General features: G+C 71.9%; 15 protein-coding genes. 4 read left to right on the forward strand and 11 right to left on the reverse strand.

Going from position 1 to position 16,789, the window contains the following annotated elements; genetic code table 11:
- Positions 1-40: 40 nt before the first annotated feature.
- The 3 genes from LWP59_RS19310 (at position 41) to LWP59_RS19320 (ending at position 3,145) form a co-directional block, all read left to right on the forward strand.
- Positions 41-1,138, forward strand: coding sequence for a ferredoxin reductase (locus tag LWP59_RS19310; protein WP_144638725.1), 1,098 nt, complete (start codon positions 41-43; stop codon positions 1,136-1,138).
- Positions 1,139-1,156: 18 nt separating this feature from the next.
- On the forward strand, positions 1,157-2,434 hold the full coding sequence (locus LWP59_RS19315) for a fatty acid desaturase family protein (protein ID WP_144638723.1): 1,278 nt from the start codon (positions 1,157-1,159) through the stop codon (positions 2,432-2,434).
- Between the two features lie 72 nt (positions 2,435-2,506).
- Positions 2,507-3,145, forward strand: a complete 639-nt coding sequence (locus LWP59_RS19320; RefSeq protein ID WP_229857518.1) for a hypothetical protein — start codon at positions 2,507-2,509, stop codon at positions 3,143-3,145.
- Here LWP59_RS19320 and LWP59_RS19325 read toward each other — a convergent pair.
- Complete coding sequence (locus tag LWP59_RS19325) at positions 3,132-3,932, reverse strand: alpha/beta hydrolase (protein WP_144638720.1); 801 nt, start codon at positions 3,930-3,932, stop codon at positions 3,132-3,134. The genes LWP59_RS19320 and LWP59_RS19325 overlap by 14 nt on opposite strands.
- Positions 3,929-4,939, reverse strand: coding sequence for an LLM class flavin-dependent oxidoreductase (locus tag LWP59_RS19330; RefSeq protein ID WP_144638718.1), 1,011 nt, complete (start codon positions 4,937-4,939; stop codon positions 3,929-3,931). The genes LWP59_RS19325 and LWP59_RS19330 overlap by 4 nt, the downstream gene beginning before the upstream one ends.
- Before the next feature lie 92 nt (positions 4,940-5,031).
- Here LWP59_RS19330 and LWP59_RS19335 point away from each other — a divergent pair, with 92 nt between their 5' ends.
- The gene (locus LWP59_RS19335; RefSeq protein ID WP_144638689.1) at positions 5,032-5,535 is read left to right on the forward strand and encodes a MarR family winged helix-turn-helix transcriptional regulator; all 504 of its coding nucleotides are present in this window, start codon (positions 5,032-5,034) and stop codon (positions 5,533-5,535) included.
- A 118-nt stretch (positions 5,536-5,653) separates the two neighbouring features.
- Here LWP59_RS19335 and LWP59_RS19340 read toward each other — a convergent pair whose 3' ends face one another.
- From LWP59_RS19340 to LWP59_RS19380, 9 genes are read right to left on the reverse strand one after another with little or no spacing between them, the layout of a single operon-like run.
- Complete coding sequence (locus LWP59_RS19340; protein WP_186383245.1) at positions 5,654-7,102, reverse strand: rhamnulokinase; 1,449 nt, start codon at positions 7,100-7,102, stop codon at positions 5,654-5,656.
- Positions 7,102-8,553, reverse strand: a complete 1,452-nt coding sequence (locus tag LWP59_RS19345; protein WP_144638686.1) for an L-fucose/L-arabinose isomerase family protein — start codon at positions 8,551-8,553, stop codon at positions 7,102-7,104. The genes LWP59_RS19340 and LWP59_RS19345 overlap by 1 nt, the downstream gene beginning before the upstream one ends.
- A gap of 14 nt (positions 8,554-8,567) precedes the next feature.
- Positions 8,568-10,598 carry a bifunctional aldolase/short-chain dehydrogenase gene (locus LWP59_RS19350; RefSeq protein ID WP_144638684.1) on the reverse strand — a complete coding sequence of 677 codons (2,031 nt, stop codon included), beginning with the start codon at positions 10,596-10,598 and terminating at the stop codon, positions 8,568-8,570.
- A gap of 5 nt (positions 10,599-10,603) precedes the next feature.
- Positions 10,604-11,779: an L-rhamnose isomerase gene (gene rhaI / locus LWP59_RS19355; protein ID WP_144638682.1), complete on the reverse strand. Its 1,176-nt coding sequence runs from the start codon at positions 11,777-11,779 to the stop codon at positions 10,604-10,606.
- The gene (locus LWP59_RS19360) at positions 11,776-12,105 is read right to left on the reverse strand and encodes an L-rhamnose mutarotase (RefSeq protein WP_144638680.1); all 330 of its coding nucleotides are present in this window, start codon (positions 12,103-12,105) and stop codon (positions 11,776-11,778) included. Before LWP59_RS19360 ends, rhaI begins: the two co-directional genes overlap by 4 nt.
- Positions 12,106-12,164: 59 nt before the next feature.
- Positions 12,165-13,229 carry a rhamnose ABC transporter substrate-binding protein gene (gene rhaS / locus LWP59_RS19365; RefSeq protein ID WP_144638679.1) on the reverse strand — a complete coding sequence of 355 codons (1,065 nt, stop codon included), beginning with the start codon at positions 13,227-13,229 and terminating at the stop codon, positions 12,165-12,167.
- A 14-nt stretch (positions 13,230-13,243) separates the two neighbouring features.
- Positions 13,244-14,236, reverse strand: coding sequence for an ABC transporter permease (locus tag LWP59_RS19370; RefSeq protein WP_144638677.1), 993 nt, complete (start codon positions 14,234-14,236; stop codon positions 13,244-13,246).
- Positions 14,229-15,272, reverse strand: a complete 1,044-nt coding sequence (locus LWP59_RS19375) for an ABC transporter permease (RefSeq protein WP_144638675.1) — start codon at positions 15,270-15,272, stop codon at positions 14,229-14,231. Before LWP59_RS19375 ends, LWP59_RS19370 begins: the two co-directional genes overlap by 8 nt.
- Positions 15,269-16,786 carry a sugar ABC transporter ATP-binding protein gene (locus tag LWP59_RS19380; RefSeq protein WP_144638673.1) on the reverse strand — a complete coding sequence of 506 codons (1,518 nt, stop codon included), beginning with the start codon at positions 16,784-16,786 and terminating at the stop codon, positions 15,269-15,271. The genes LWP59_RS19375 and LWP59_RS19380 overlap by 4 nt, the downstream gene beginning before the upstream one ends.
- Positions 16,787-16,789: the final 3 nt, after the last annotated feature.

A 16,789-nucleotide genomic window follows, 5' to 3' on the forward strand; every position in this document is an offset into this window, starting at 1 on the left:
GAACCGGGAACGACGCGGCGCGCGAAGGCGGGGATGGCTGATGGCCGAGCAGGGCATGCCGCCACGGGTCTCCCCGGTGCGCCGGCGCCTGCTGCGGGCGGTCCGGCTGCTGTTCACCCCGCTGCGCCCGGACGACTACCTCGAGCTGGTCAACCCGCTGTGGTCGACGCGGGAGCTGCGCGGGCGGGTCGAACGGGTGCGCCCGGAGCGCGGCGGGGCGGCCACGGTGCTCATCCGGCCGGGCTTCGACTGGGTCGGGCACCGGCCCGGCCAGTACGTGCGGCTGGGCGTGCTGATCGACGGCGTGCACCACTGGCGCGCCTATTCGCTCACCTCCAGCCCCGACCGCCCGGACGGGCTGATCTCGGTGACGCCCAAGAGGGTCGACGGCGGGGTCGTCTCCCCTTACCTGGTGGAGCGGGCGCGGCCGGGCGAGGTCGTGCGGCTCGGCGAGGTCGAGGGCACGTTCACCCTGCCCGACCGGCTCGAGCGCGGGCTGCTGTTCGTCACGGCGGGCAGCGGGATCACACCGGTGATGAGCATGCTGCGGCAGCTGAACCGGCACGGCTCGATCACCGACGTCGTGCACATCCACTCCGCCCGCACCGCGGACGGGGTGACTTTCGGCGACGAGCTGGCTGAGCTGGACAAGCGCCACGACGGGTTCCGGCTCACCGTGCGGGTCACCGGACGCGACGGGCGGTTCACCCCCGACGAGCTCGACACGGTGTGCCCGGACTGGCGCGAGCGCGAGGCCTACGCGTGCGGCCCGGGCGAGCTGCTCGACGCCCTGCAGGCGCACTGGAAGTGCCACGGCGACCCGGAACTGCTGCACCGCGAACGGTTCCAGCCCATCGTCGGCGGCGCGGACGCCGAGGGCGAAGGCGGCACGGTGCACTTCGCCCACCGCAACCTCGACGCCGACTGCCCGGCGGGCACGCCGATCCTCGTGGCCGGCGAGGAGGCGGGCGTGGAGATGCCCTTCGGCTGCCGGATCGGCGTCTGCCACACCTGCGTGCTGCGCATCCGCGACGGCCGGATCCGCGACCTGCGCACCAACGCCGTCAGCGAGAAGCACAACGAGATCGTCCGCACCTGTGTGCACGGCGCGGAAGGCCCGGTCACGATCGAACTGTGAGGGAAGGGAAGGACCCGCATGCAGTCACCGCCGAAACACCCGTTCGCCCATCTGTCCGCCGACCAGCTGGCCGAGCTGGGCCGCGAGTTCGACGCGATCCACGAGCAGGTGCGCTACGAGCTGGGCGACCGCGACCGGCAGTACATCAAGGGCGTGATCCGGCTGCACCGGCAGATCGCCGTCGCGGGGCGCGCGCTGCTGCTGGGGTCGCGGTCGAAGACGTTGTGGGCGGCGGGCACCGGCTGTCTGGCCATCGCGAAGATCCTCGAGAACATGGAGATCGGGCACAACGTGCTGCACGGCCAGTGGGACTGGATGAACGACCCGTACATCCATTCGTCCACATGGGACTGGGACACGGCCTCGACGGCGGAGGCCTGGAAGCACTCGCACAACTACATCCACCACACGTACACGAACATCCGCGGCAAGGACAAGGATCTCGGCTACGAGATCATGCGGATCGACCCGAACCAGAAGTGGCATCCGGCCTACCTGGCCCAGCCGTTCTACAACCTGCTGCTGATGGCGTTCTTCGAGTGGGGCGTCGCGGTGCACGACCTGGACGTCGAGGCCATCCGCCGCGGCGAGAAGCCGCTGAAGGACGTCTGGCACGACATCAAGGGGATCTCGGGCAAGGCACGGGACCAGATCGTCAAGGACTACCTGGGCTGGCCGCTGGTGAGCGCCCTCGCGTCGGTGGCCGTGGGACGGCTGAGCAACCGCGAGCCGCGCTCGGCGAAGCGCCTGCTGGCCGACCGGGTGCGCGGGCGCGGATGGCTGGGCGCGGCCAAGGCCCAGCTCTCGGCCGCCCGCACCGAAGGCGCGGGCGGGTTCGCCGCGACGTTCTGGGCCGACTTCACCGCGAACATCATCCGCAACCTGTGGGCGCACTCGATCATCTTCTGCGGGCACTTCCCCGACCAGACCTACACGTTCAGCCAGGACGAGGTGCGCGACGAGACCCGCGGCGCCTGGTACGCGCGGCAACTGGTGGGTGCGGCCAACATCACGGGCTCGCCGCTGTTCCACCTGATGAGCGGCAACCTCGGCTACCAGGTCGAGCACCACCTGTTCCCGGACATGCCCAGCAGCCGCTACGCCGAGATCGCGCCGAAGGTCAAGGACATCTGCCTGCGCTACGGGCTGCCCTACAACACCGGTCCGCTGTCGCGGCAGCTGGGCAGCGTGCACCGCACGATCATCCGGCTCGCCTTCCCCGGCGGCGCACCACGGCCGAAGCCCGGGCCGTACCAGGGCGAACCGGGCGACGACGAGGTGCGCGCCGCGGCGTGAGCCCGGGCCCTGTCGCCGGACGCGGGCCCGCGTGCCAGGATGGCTCTCCGATACGGGAGAAAGGGCTTTCCGGTGCGGAGCAAGGTTGTCTGGTGCGCGGCGCTGGCCGTGGTGGTCGCGCTGACGGCGGCCGCCTGCTCGAGATCGGTGACCGGCACGCCCAGCGCGGCCGGTTCGGGAGACAGCAGCCAGGCCGCGTTGCCGCCGGGCTCGACGGCATCGGGTTCGACGGCCGTCACGGTCGCCACGATGCACGTCACGCTCCCCCAGGGCGCGCGCTACACCGAGACCTCCGCCGACGGCTCGCTCGACGGGTGCGTGTCGGCGGGTTCGGCCGCGTGTGAGGCGCGGATGCTGGACCTGCGGGCGGCCTCGGCCGATCCGAACGCCCAGTTCAACGCGCCCAGCACGAGCCGCCCGTACGGCTGGTACACCGGGACCGACGTGCCGCAGTGCATCACGCCGTCCACCGGGCCCGGCGCGGGGACGCAGGCGACCGGCAGCACGGTCCTGGAGCACGGGTTCGCCCCGATCGGGCCGAAGAAGGCCGAATACGCGCGGTGGCAGGTCACCTGTGCGAACGGGGCGCAGGACAACCAGGTGCGGATGTGGTGGCTGCCCACGAGCAAGATCCTCGTGGTCGAGTACGCGAGCACCCCGGCGCTGGACGCGCAGCTCGACCAGATGCTCGCCGCGGCTACGTTCGGCTGACGCCCAGCTTCTCGCGGAGGAACCCGCTCACGGCGCCCAGTGCGGCGGCGCCGTTGAAGATCGGGTCCTCGTGGTTCGCGCCGGCGAGCAGCAGCAGCGTGGAGTCATCGCCCTGGGCGAGCAGCGCCTCGTGCAGCCGCCGGCTCTGCGACGCCGGGACGAGCCCGTCGCGGTCGCCGTGCATCAGCAGGAACGGCGGTGCGCCGGGGCCGGCGTGGCTGAGCGGGCTCGCCTCGCGGGCACGCGCCGGGTCGTCGTGCACCGACTCCAGCCCCAGCAGCCGCGCCTCGAACGACGGTGTGGGCAGCGGGCCGGGGAGGAACGGTGGCGGCGGCCCGTCGGGTTCGTCGGTCTCGCGGGCGAGCAGGTCGGCCGGCGGGAACCAGGCGACGACTGCCTGCACGGAACTGTCCTCGTCGTCGCGGCACAGGCCCAGCAGCGAGGCCAGGTGCGCGCCCGCGGAGGCGCCCCACGCGCCGACGCGGCCGGCGTCCACGCCGATGTCGGCCGCGTGCTCGCGCACCCACCGCACGGCGCAGCGCGCGTCCTCGAGCTGGGCCGGGAAGACCGCCTGGTCGGTGAGCCGGTACTGCACGGACGCGATCGCGATACCGCTTTCCATCACCGGGACCAGTCGTTCCGCCGCGCCCGCGGTGCGGGACCCCCTGGCCCAGCCGCCGCCGTGGAAGTACAGGCACACGGGTGCGGGCGGGCCGTCGGGGACGTAGACGTCCAGGCGCAGCGGGACGCCGCCGGGCTCGGCGTAGACGAGGTCTGTGCGGATCATGAGCCTTCCAGTGCGGGTGCGACTTCCTTGGCGAGCAGTTCGGCGGTCTGCGCCGCCTCGGCGTAGGTCATGTCCCCGAACGCGAGGTCCACCGCGACGTAGTCGATACCGGCCCGCTCGGCTTGGTCCCGCAGGTACACCAGCGCCTCGCCGGGCGAGCCCGCGAAGGCCCCGCCCTTGTCGTGCCACTCGGTGAAGGTCTTGCCGGTGCGCGCCTCGAACGGCGAGGTGAGGCCCGCGCTCTTCCAGGTGTGGTCGATGTTCGCGCGCCACGGCACGAAGGCGCGGTTAGCGATCCGCATCGCCTCCTCGCGGGTCGGCGCGACGACCATGTTGCGGGTGACGGCGGTCAGCGGGGGGTCGGCGACCGGTTTGCCGAGCGCGGCCCACTCCTCGCGGAAGCGGTCGGTGATGGGCCGCACGAGCGAGGCGTCGAGCAGTGCGGCGATGTTGAGCCCGAGCTCGGCGGCCCAGCCCGCCTTGGCCGGGTCCGCGATCCCGTACCACAGCGGCGGCCGCTTTCGCGGCGAGATCACCATGGGCACCGCGTCGACCGTGTAGTACTCGCCGTGGAAGTCCAGCACCGGTTCGGACAGGCCGCGCAGGACGAGCTGGACGAACTCGGCGAACCGCGCGCGGGTGCTGTCGTGGTCGATGCCGTAGTAGCCGACCTCGACCGGCGAGATGCCCCGGCCCAGACCGACCTCGAGCCTGCCGTTGCTGAGGTGGTCGAGCATCGCGATCTCCTCGACCAGGCGCACCGGGTGGTACAGCGGCAGCGTCGTGACGAACGTGCCGATCCGCAGCCGCTCGGTCCGCTGCGCGACCGCGCTGAGGAACACGTTCGGCGACGGGGCGACGCCCAGCGGCGTGCCGTGGTGCTCCGCCAGGTGGTAGCCGCGGAAACCCAGCCGGTCGTACAGCTCGGTCAGTCGCAGCCGGTCCTCGTACTGCTCGGCCGTCGGCCTGCCGTTGGCGTCGATGTGGTCCATCACCCCGAGGCGCATGTCGCCCTCCTGTCTCACGGCGGTGTGCGACCTGGCCGAGTGTGGTTCGTTTAGCGCTAAAAGACAAGGGCGGCGGGGGCTATGCTCCGGAAATGTCCTCCGCGTCGGATCGCGTCGATGCCGTGCAGGCCGCCTGGCGGCGGGAGCTGCCGGACGTCGACGTGGGCTCGATCGGCATCGTCGGCAGGCTGGTCGAGGTCGTGCACCACATCGAGCGCGTGCGTGCCGTGGCGCTGGCCGCGGAGAACAGCGACCGCGCGACGTTCGACCTGCTCGCGACGCTGCGCCGCGCCGGGTCGCCGTACCGGATGACGGTCGGCGAGCTCCAGCGGGCGAGCCTCGTCACGACGGGCGCCATCACCCAGCGCGTCGAGCGGGCGGAGGCGGCCGGGCTGGTGCAGCGCGCCGCCGTCCCGGGCGACGGGCGGAAGGTCACGGTCGGGCTGACCGCGACCGGGTTCGAGGCCTCGGCCCGGCTCCTGCGCACGGTGCTCGCGGCGGAGGAGGCCGCCCTGAAGCCGCTGGCCGACGCCGACCGCGAGCGGCTGGTGGCGCTGCTGCGCGGCTGGAGCAGCGCGCTGGAACCGGGCGGGTGAAGCGCCAGCGGCCCGCCAGCTCCCGCACCTCCTGCGCAGACCACGCGGCAGCCGGAACCCCGCCTTGCCGGTGTCCGGGAACAGCGCGTCCTTGCTGCAGGTGACTGGACAGCGACCTTCATGCCCCGCTGCCCGTCCCGCGCAGCCGCGCTTCGGCACCGGCCCAGTCGCCCCCTGACGGCAGGTACTCCCGCAGCGGCTGGGTCCGCCGCACCAGGGCACGCATGGCGGCCAGGTCGGGCAGGTCCGCGCCGAGGGTCCGCGCCTGGACGAGCACGTTGCCCAGCGCGGCCGCCTCCACCGGGCCTGCCAGCACGGGCACCCCGCACGCGTCGGCGGTCAGCCGGCACAACAGCTCGTTGCGCGCCCCGCCACCGACGAGGTGCACGACGTCGACGGTCCGCCCCGCCAGCTCGGCGGCCTGCCGGACCGTGCGGCGGTAGGCCAGCGCCAGACTGTCCACAATGCACCGGACGGTTTCGGCCCGGCTGCCCGGCGGACGCTGGCCGGTATCCCGGCAGGCGCGCGCGATCCGCGCGGGCATGTCGCCCGGCGGCAGGAACGCGTGGGCGTCGATGTCCACCACGGCCGCCAGTGGCGGCGCCTCGGCGGCCTCGGCGAGCAGCGCAGGCAGGTCGGCGGGTTCCCCGCGCGCGGTCCACGTGCGCAGGGTCTCGGTCAGCACCCACAGCCCCATCACGTTGCGCAGGAAGCGGATCGTGCCGTCGACGCCGCCCTCGTTGGTGAAGTTCGCGGCGAGCGCGGCGTCACCCAGCTCGGGCGCGCCCAGCTCGAGGCCGACGAGCGACCAGGTGCCCGAGGAGATGTAGGCGAAGTTCGAGCCGGGCCCGGCGGGCACCGCGACCACGGCCGAAGCCGTGTCGTGCGAGCCCACCGCGACCACCGGCAGCCGCGGCAGCGCGAGATCCTCCGCCTGCTCCGGCAAGAGGGTGCCGATCCGCTCCCCCGGGTCCCGCAGCGGCGGCAGCAGCCGCGGCGGTATGCCGACCCGTTCGGCGAGGCCGGTCGCCCAGGTGCCGGCGCGCGCGTCGTAGAGCTGCGTGGTCGAGGCGTTGGTGCGCTCGGCGCCGGCCTGCCCGGTGAGCCAGTACGCGAGCAGGTCCGGAATCAGCAGCATCGTCTCCGCGGCACCGAGCCTGTCCACTTCGGACAGCAGCTGGTACAGCGTGTTGAACGGCAGCTGCTGCAGCCCGGTGATGTCGTACAGCTCGCGCGCCGGCACCACCTTCAGCACCTGGTCGAGCACCCCGGCGGTGCGGGCGTCGCGGTAGTGCACGGGGTTGCCCAGCAGTGCGCCGGAGGAGTCGAGCAACCCGTAGTCCACCGCCCACGAGTCGATGCCGATGCCCTCGACGGGACCGGCGGCCTGGATCCCGGCGAGCATCTCCCGGTAGATGCCCAGCACGTCCCAGTAGAGGGTCGAACCGGCCCGCACGCCGCCGTTGGGAAACCGGCGGACCTCCTCGATCGTGAGCCGGTCCGGGCCGACGGTGCCGGCCATCACCCGCCCGCTGGAGGCGCCCAGGTCGACCGCCGCCAGCCGCATCACACCTCCACCACGGTCAGCTCGAGCCCCATCAGGTCGGCCACCGCCGTCAGCTCGGCGACGCGGTGCCCGGTACCCAGCGCCCAGTGGTGGTCGACCCCGGTGCCCGACCACGCGTCGGTCCACTCCCCGGGGTCGCAGCCGAAGTCGACCCGCGAGGTGGTGTTGCCGATCTGCAGCAGCGGCCCCGGCACGACCTCGCCCTCGGACGCGACCAGGACGAACGTGCCGTCCCGCAGCTGCCCCAGTCCGCACAGGGTCACCGGCCCGTGCCGGACGTCGAACTCGACGGACACGCCCCAGCCGCGCTTGCCGTGGTACACCCCGAGCCCGCGCAGCAACGGCTTGCGCGCGCTGATCGCCAGGTGCGCGGGGCCGTCGTGGCCCATCTCGACGACGTTGTCCCGGAAGTTCAGCGCCTGCAGCTCGGTGAACGAGCCGCCCGCGCCGAGCCGGTCCATCAGCAGCATCGCCAGCGACGCGCGCAGCTCGTACTCGCCGACGGCGGGGATGCCGCGGGCGGTGAGCAGGGACGCGCCCAGGATGAACCCGGCGCCGACGCGCTCGTGGGTCTCACCGTCGAGGCCGCGGTGGTAGTAGGCGAGCGAGTCGAGCCCGAAGTCCTCGACGAGCCGGTCCAGGGCGACCGAAACCGTGGCGCCCCAGGCGAAGTCGCCCTCGACGACCGAGTCGTCCAAAGTGAACACCTCGCGCGCGAGCGCCATCCGGGCCCGGGTCTCGGCCTCGGTGACCTTCTCCACCCGGACCCGCAGGTCGTCGATCTCGAGGATCTCCACGTGCCCGCCGAGCTGCGCCGAGACCAGGGTGGGGTCGGTGGAGACGTCCATCATGCCCGGGTAGAGGTGGCCGAGCAGGCCGTGGCGGCCGTGGCGGAACGCCGCGCGGACGCCGGTCGCCTTGATCCACCGCCCGATCTTCGTCCAGGCCCGCTCGTCCTCCAGGTACCCCGACACCGACCGGAACTCGACCCCGACCCGGCGGAACGCGTTGGCCATCTCCGGCAGCGGGCAGGCGCCGCAGTACGCGAGCCACGCCCCGGTGTCGAAGGCGGCGTGGTCCATCGCCTCGGTCGGCTGCAGGTTCAGCAGCAGCACGGGCGAGCCGCTGCGCTGGGCGATGGGGGCCAGCATGCTCGAGGTCAGGTAGGTGGTGAGGAACCCGATGATCAGGTCGCAGTCGGCCACCCGCAGCTCCTCCGCGGCCACCGCGCCCTCCTGCGCGTCGGAGATGAACCCGACGTCCACCACCTCGCAGTCCATCGCGGACAGCCGCTCGGCGACCCGCCGGGCCGAGGCCTGCAGCTGCGGCAGCAGCTCCGGGAACTGCGGCCAGTACGCGCCCAGGCCACCGGCGACCAGGCCGATCCGGGTCCTGCGCGGGGTGATGCGGTCCAGGCCGCCGCCGGCGGGCCGGGCGAGCGTGTCGGTCATGTGCTTTTCCCTCCTCAGCGAAGGAACGCGGCGGCGACGCCGGCGTCGACGGGCACGTGCAGGCCGGTGGTGTGGGTCAGCTCCCCGCCGGCGAGCGCGAACACCGCGGCGGCGACGTGCTCGGGCAGGACCTCGCGCTTGAGGATGGTGCGCTTGGCGTAGAAGGCGCCCAGCTCCTCCTCGGGCACGCCGTACACGGCGGCACGCTGCGCGCCCCAGCCGCCGGCGAAGATGCCGGACCCGCGGACGACGCCGTCGGGGTTGACGCCGTTGACGCGGATGCCGTGCTCGCCCAGCTCGGCCGCGAGCAGCCGCACCTGGTGGGCCTGGTCGGCCTTCGCCGCGCCGTAGGCCACGTTGTTGGGGCCGGCGAACACCGAGTTCTTCGAGGAGATGTAGACGACGTCGCCGCCCATGCCCTGGGCGATCATCGCCTTCGCCGTGGCACGGGAGACCAGGAACGAGCCCTTGGCCATCACGTCGTGCTGGATGTCCCAGTCCTTCTCGGTGGTCTCCAGCAGCGGCTTCGAGATCGACAGGCCCGCGTTGTTGACCACGAGGTCGATCCCGCCGAACGCCAGCACGGTCGCGTCCACCGCGGCGGCCACCGCGTCGGCGTCGGTGACGTTCGCGGTGACGGACACGGCCTTGTCCGGCCCGCCGATGCCGCGCGCGACGTCAGCGGCCGCGTCGGCGTCGAGGTCGGCGATCGCGACGCAGGCGCCTTCGGCAGCAAGCCGTTCGGCGATGGCCTTGCCGATGCCGGAACCCGCGCCGGTGACGAGCGCGATCCGGCCGGCGAGCGGCTTGGGTTCGGGCATCCGCCGCAGCTTCGCCTCTTCCAGTGCCCAGTACTCGATGCGGAACTTCTCGCTCTCGGGGATCGGCGCGTACGTCGACACCGCTTCGGCGCCCCGCATCACGTTGATCGCGTTGACGTAGAACTCGCCCGCGACGCGCGCGGTCTGCTTGTCCTTGCCGTAGGAGAACATGCCCACACCGGGCACGAGCACGATCGCCGGGTCGGCGCCGCGCATCGCGGGGCTCTCCGCGGTGGCGTGGCGCTCGTAGTAGGCCCGGTAGTCCTCGCGGTAGGCCGCGTGCAGCTCCTTCAGCCGTACCACCACATCCTCGACCGGCGCGGTGGCCGGGAGGTCGAGCACGAGCGGGCGGACCTTCGTGCGCAGGAAGTGGTCCGGGCACGAGGTGCCCAGCGCCGCGAGCGGGGCGAGCTTCTCCCGCGACAGGAACTCCAGCACCACCTCGCTGTCGGTGTAGTGGCCCACCTGGCGCTGGTCGGTCGAGGCGAGGCCGCGCAGCACCGGCGCGAGCGCGGCGGCGCGAGCCCGGCGTTCGGCCTCCGGCAACGGCTCGAAGCCGGGGACGAGGGCACCGAACGGCTCGGCCCTGCCGCGCTCGGCGAGGAACCGCTCGGCGGTGTGGATGATCTCCAGCGAGTTGTGCCGGCATTCCTCGGAGGTGTCGCCCCACGCGGTGATGCCGTGCCCGCCGAGGATCACGCCGATCGCCCGCGGGCTGGCCTCCTTCACCGCGGCGATGTCCAGGCCCAGCTGGAACCCGGGGCGGCGCCAGTCGACCCACGCCACGCGGTCGCCGAAGCACTCCTTGGTCAGCGCGGCCCCGTCGGCGGCCGTGGCGAGCGCGATGCCGGAGTCCGGGTGCAGGTGGTCGACGTGGGCGGCGTCGACGAGCCCGTGCATGGCGGTGTCGATGGACGGCGCGGCGCCGCCGCGGCCGTGCAGGCAGTAGTCGAACGCGGCGACCATCTCGTCCTCGCGTTCGACGCCGGGGTAGACCTCGGCGAGCGCCCGCAGCCGGTCAAGTCGCAGCACGGCGAGCCCGGCCTCGGTCAGCGTGCCGAGGTCACCACCGGAACCCTTGACCCACAACAGTTCGGTGGGCTTCGCGGTGACCGGGTCGAGTACCTCGCCCTTGGCGGAGGTGTTGCCGCCGGCGTAGTTGGTGTTGCGCGGGTCGGCGCCGAGCGCGTTGCTGCGCGCGACCAGCTCTTCGGGCACGGTCATGGTGTTCAGGCTCCCCATCCGGCCTGCCGGCCCCCGGCCCGCTCGGCCTCGATCTGCTGCTGGTAACCACTGCGGTGATACGCCGCGACCGGGTCCGGGTCGAGCCCGTCCTCGGTGCGCAGCTCCGCCAGGATCGGGCGGACGTCGGTGTTGTAGGCGTCCATCAGTACCGCGTTCGCGCCGAGCACGTCGCCGGAGAGCTGGGCCGCGCGCAGTGCGTCGCGGTCGACCAGCAGCGCCTTGGCGGTCGCCTCCTGCACGTTCAGCACCGAGCGGATGACCGCCGGGATCTTCGTCTCGATGTTGTGGCACTGGTCGAGCATGAAGTTGATGCCGTAGGACGGGTCGAGCGCGCCCCCGCGGACGATCTCGTACATGATCCGGAACAGCTGGAACGGGTCCGCCGCACCGGCCATCAGGTCGTCGTCGGCGTAGAAGCGCGAGTTGAAGTCGAACGCGCCCAGCTTTCCGGCCCGCAACAGGAACGCGACGATGAACTCGATGTTCGTGCCCGGCGCGTGGTGGCCGGTGTCGATGCACACCGTCGCCTTCGGGCCGAGCTCCAGGCAGTGCGCGTAGGACGTGCCCCAGTCGGGCACGTCGGTGGCGTAGAACGCGGGCTCGAACAGCTTGTACTCCAGCAGCATCCGCTGGTCGTCGCCGAGCCGCCCGTAGGTCTCGCGCAGCGCCTCGGCCAGGCGGTCCTGCCGGTCGCGCAGGTCGTCCTGACCGGGGTAGTTCAGGCCGTCGGCGAACCACAGCTTCAGATCGCGCGAGCCCGTGGCGTCCATGATGGAGACCGCCTCGAGCAGGTGGTCGGTGGCCTTGCGGCGGATGCCCGGGTCGGGGTTGGTCACCGAGCCGAGCTTGTAGTCCTCGTCCTGGAAGACGTTGGTGTTGATGGCGCCGATCCGCACGCCGAGGTCCGCCGCGTAGCGGGTCAGCGCACCGAAGTCTTCGACCCGGTCCCACGGGATGTGCAGCGCGACGCTCGGCGCCACCCCGGTGAACCGGTGCACCGTCGCCGCGTCCGCGATCTTCTCCTCCGGCGTGCGGGGCACGCCCGGCTGCGGGAACACCTTGAACCGGGTGCCGGAGTTGGCGTAACCCCACGACGGGGTCTCGATCCGCTGCGCCCGCAGGGCTTGCTTCACAGCCGTTAGGTCGGTCAAAACGATCACTTTCCTTCTTCCAGGTGGAAGACCTCTTCGAGCAGCAGGAACCCCTCGTCGGGGCCGCGCCCGTCCAGGCCGGTGAAAAACTCCGCCATCTCCGCCTGCCAGCGGGCGTTGACCTCGGTGCGGGCCATCGCCGCCTGGGCGGCTTCGAGGTCTTCGGCCTCCACATAGCCCACGAGCAGCCCGTCGTCGCGCAGGAACAGCGAATAGTTGTGCCAGCCGGTGTCGCGCAGCGCCTGCTGCATCTCCGGCCACACCGCGCGGTGCCGCCCGGCGTACTCGGCCATCCGCTCGGGCTTCACCCGCAGGCAGAAGCAGTACCGTGCCACGCTCAGTCCTTTGTGGAGTCCGGCCGGGCCGCGACCCCGCGGCCCGGCCGGAAGTGCCGTCAGAAGTTGTACTGGTCGATGTTCTTGCTGTCGAACACGGTCGGCGGGCCGAGCACGATCTCGCCGCCCGCACCGATCGTGTACTCACCGAGCTTGCCCGCCTTGAACTTCTGGCCCTCGGCACCGGTGATCTGACCCGAGGCCAGCGCGACACCCGCGTAGGCGGCGAGGTAGCCGATGTCGGCCGGGTTCCAGAGCGCGAACTCCTTGGCCGTGCCGTCCTTGACGTACTCGCGCATCTGGTTCGGGGTGCCGAGACCGGTCACCGCGACCCTGCCCTTGTAGCTGGAGGAGGAGATGTAGCGCGCGGCCGCCGCGATGCCGACGGTGGTCGGTGAGACGATGACCTTCAGGTTCGGGAACGACTGCAGCAGGCCCTGCGCCTCCTGGAACGACTTCTGGTCGTCGTCGTTGCCGTAGGCGATCTTGTCCAGCTTCAGGCCCGCGTACTCCGGCTTGGCCAGCTCCTGCTTGACCACGTCGATCCACGCGTTCTGGTTGGTGGCGTTCGGCGTCGCGGACAGAATGGCGATCTCACCGGATCCGCCGGCCAGCTCGCTCGCCATCTTCACCAGCTGCTCGCCGATGCCCTGCGTGGTGGCCTGGTTGATGAACACGTCGCGGCAGTCCTTCGCCGCGTCGGAGTCGAACGCCACGACCTTGATGCCGGCGCTGCGCGCCTGGTTCAGCGACGGGCACACCGCGTTCGGGTCGTTCGCGGCGATGCCGATCACGTCCTGCTGCTGCTGGATCAGCGTGTTGATGTAGCTGACCTGCGAGGAGGCGCTGGCGTCGTTCGGGCCGACCAGCTTGTACTCGCCCTTGAGCTCGTCGAGCGCGACCTTGCCGCCGCCGACCTCGATGTCCGAGTACGGGTTGTTGAGCTGCTTGGGCAGGAACGCCATCTTCACGCCCTGCTTGGACGCCGCGTTCGGGTCGGCCTGCGCGGTCGACTGCGGGGCGGCCCCGGAGGAGCTGCTGTCGTTCTTGGTGGTGCCACCGCAGGCGGCGAGCGTCACCACCAGGGCCGCTGACACCGCGCCGGCGAGGAGTCGTCTGGTCATGGACGGTTGCCTTTCTAGGTGGTCGCCCGGCGCCCGAGATGGGCCCGGGTTCGGGTGACGATGTTCGGCAGGAGTACCGAGATGATCAGGAGTGCGCCGGTGACGATGTTGAGCGCCTCGTTCGACACGTCCTGCAGCCGCAGCGCGTTCTGCAGGGTGCCGAGCAGCACCACGCCGGCCAGCACGCCGGGTAGCGTGCCCTTGCCGCCGAAGATGGACACGCCGCCCAGCAGCACGGCGGCCACGACGGCCAGTTCGAGCCCGGAGCCGTTGTCGGCGCGGGCACTGGAGTAGCGCAGCGTCCACAGCACACCGGCCAGGCCGGCGACGGCGCCGCTGACCACGTAGAGCCAGAACTTCAGCCGCCCGACCCGGATGCCGGCGAAGCGGGCCGCCTGCTCGCCCGCCCCGGCGGCGAACACCGCGCGCCCGACCGGGGTCGCGTGCAGCACCAGACCGAAGACCAGCGCGAGGACCACCAGCGGGATCAGCAGGTTCGGGATCGGCCCGCCGCCGATCGTCCCGGTGACCCAGGTCGTGTAGGCACGCGGGAAGTCCGCGACGGCGTTGTCGCCGAGCACGACGAACGCCAGGCCGCGGTAGAGCGCGAGAGTACCGATGGTGACCGCGAGCGAGGGCAGCTTGAGCACGGTGACGAAGAAGCCGTTCAGCGCGCCGAGCACCGCCCCCAGGACGACGCACAGCGGCATGATCGACTCGATCGTCATGCCCTTGTCCCACAGGTCGCCCATCACCGCCGAGGTGAGCCCGAGGGTGCTGGCGACCGACAGGTCGATCTCGCCGGTGACGATCACGAACGTCATCGGCAGCGCCACCAGTGCGATGGGCAGCAGGTCCAGCAGCAGGAACGTGAAGTTGCGGCTGGTGCCGAAGTTCTCCACGGTTCCGGAGGCGATCACCAGCACGACGACGGTGATCACGATGACGGCCGCGTCCCAGCTCGCCAGGCGGGAGAGCCAGGCAGGCCGTGTCCCCTTGTCAGACATGGGAGGCCCTCTTCTTCAGTGCTTTCGCGACCCGGACCGCGACGAGCCGGTCGGCGCCGATGGCCAGCAGGATCAGCGCGCCGACGATGGCCTGCTGCCAGAACTGGTTGATGTCGAGCACGGCGAGCGCGCTGCCGATGACGGTCAGCAGCAGCGCGCCGAGGCCCGCGCCCCACACCGAGCCACTGCCGCCGAACACCGCGACCCCGCCGACCACGGCGGCCGCGACCACGTTGAGCTCGTAGCCGGTGCCCGCGGCGGCGTCGATGGTGCCGAACCGCGCGGCGAACAGCACGCCGGCGACCCCGGCGAGGGCGCCGCTGACGACGAACGCGGCGATCATGTTGCGGCCGACCTTGATGCCGGCCAGCTCCGCGGCCTGCGGGCTCGAGCCCATCGCGTACAGCTCGCGCCCGGCGCGGTAGTTGCGCAGCACGATCCCGGCCACGACGAGCACGATCACCGCGATCAGCACGAGCCACGGGATGTCCAGGATCGACTCGTGCCCGAAGGACAGGAACGAGCCGGGCAGCCGGTCGGCGTTGATCTGCTGGCCGCCGGCCCAGAAGTAGACGACCCCGCGGTAGGCGTAGAGCGTGCCGAGGGTGACCACCAGCGCGGGCACCTGGCCGAACCGCACGAGCACGCCGTTGAGCAGCCCGCAGACCGCGCCGACGGCGAGCCCGCCCAGCAGCGCCACGATCACCGGCAGGCCCTGGTGCTCCCGCAGCAGCGAGCCGACCGCGAACGCCGAGAGGCCGAGCACGGAGCCGACGGACAGGTCGATGTTGCGGGTGATCATCACGATCGCCTGCCCGACGGCCAGCACCGCGAGGATCGCCGTGCCGAGCAGGATGTCGCGGATGCTCTGCCCGGAGAGGAAGCGGGAGTTCTGCGTCGCGGTGAACGCGACCAGCACGATGAGCGCGAGCACGATGCCCGACTCGCGGGCCTTGAACACGGTCCCGAACACCGAACGCCCTCCCGGTGCCCTCGCCTCGCGCGGCGCGGGTGCCGCCACCTCGGTCGCGTTCACGCCGCCGCCCCCTGTCCCATCGCGGCGAACATCACCGAGTCCTCGCCGGCCTCGGCGCGCGGGATCTCCGCCACGATGCGGCCTTCCCGCATCACGAGCACGCGGTCGGCCATGCCCAGCACCTCGGGCAGCTCGGAGGACACCATCACCACCGCGACACCCTCGGCCGCCAGCGCCGACATCAGCCGGTGCACCTCGGCCTTGGTGCCGACGTCGATGCCGCGGGTCGGCTCGTCCACGATCAGCACCTTCGGCGCCATCGAGAGCCACTTCGCGAGTACGACCTTCTGCTGGTTGCCGCCCGAGAGCGTGCCGACCGTGTCGCCGAGGCGGCCGTACTTGGTCCGCAGCCGCTGCGTCCAGCGCAGCGCCTCCCGCCGCTCCCCCGGGCCGAACAGGAAGCCGAGCTTCGACAGCGCACGCGAGCGCGGCAGCGTCACGTTCCGCTCGATCGAGAGGTCCATGATCAGTCCTTGCTGGCGCCGGTCCTCCGGGACGAGCGCCATGCCGGCCGCCATGGCCGCGCGCGGGGAGTTCGCCTTCAGCCGCTTGCCGCCCAGCCGGACCGTGCCGGAGTCGCGCTCGTCGACGCCGAAGACCGCCTGCACGACCTCGGACCGGCCGGAGCCGACGAGCCCGGCGAAGGCCACGATCTCCCCGGCCCGTACCGAGAACGAGACGTCGCGGAACACGCCCTCGCGGGAGAGCCCCTCCACCTCGAGCACGACCGCGCCGGGCTCGACGTCCTGTTTCGGGAACAGCGCGTCGAGCTCACGCCCCACCATCCGCCGCACCATCTCCTCGACGGTGAGCTCGTCCATCGGGTCGGTCGAGACGTGCCTGCCGTCGCGCATGATCGTCACGCGCTGACACAGCTGGGCGATCTCCTCGAAGCGGTGGGAGATGAACATGATGGCCGCGCCCTCTTCGCGCAGCGCCCGCGCGACCGAGAACAGCCGCTCGACCTCGACGAGGCTCAGCGCCGCGGTCGGCTCGTCCATGATCAGCACCCGCGCGTCCGCGGACAGTGCCTTGGCGATCTCCACGATCTGCTGGTCGGCGATCGACAGCCCGCGGGCCGGGCGCGCCGGGTCGATCCGCACCCCGAGCCGGGCGAACAGCTGCTCGGCCTCGGCGCGGATCGCCGCGCGGTCGATCATGCCCAGGCTCCGGCGCGGATGCCTGCCCATCACGATGTTCTCCGCGACCGACAGGTCGGGGAACAGCGTGGGCTCCTGGTAGATGACCGCGATCCCGGCGGCCTTGGCGTCGGCGGGCGAGGCGAACTCGACGGGCTCGCCGTCGACCAGCAGCGTGCCGCTGTCCGGGCGGTGGACACCGGCGAGCATCTTGACGATCGTCGACTTGCCCGCGCCGTTCTCCCCGACCAGCGCGTGGGCCTCGCCCGGGTAGAGCGGGAACGAGACTCCGGCGACGGCGGCCACCGCGCCGAACGACTTCGTGACGCCGCTGACCTCCAGCAAGGGCACTCGCCCCCGGTCCTGCCGCTCCATCGC

It is taken from the genome of Amycolatopsis acidiphila, assembly GCF_021391495.1.
Classification (GTDB): Bacteria; Actinomycetota; Actinomycetes; order Mycobacteriales; family Pseudonocardiaceae; genus Amycolatopsis_E; species Amycolatopsis_E acidiphila.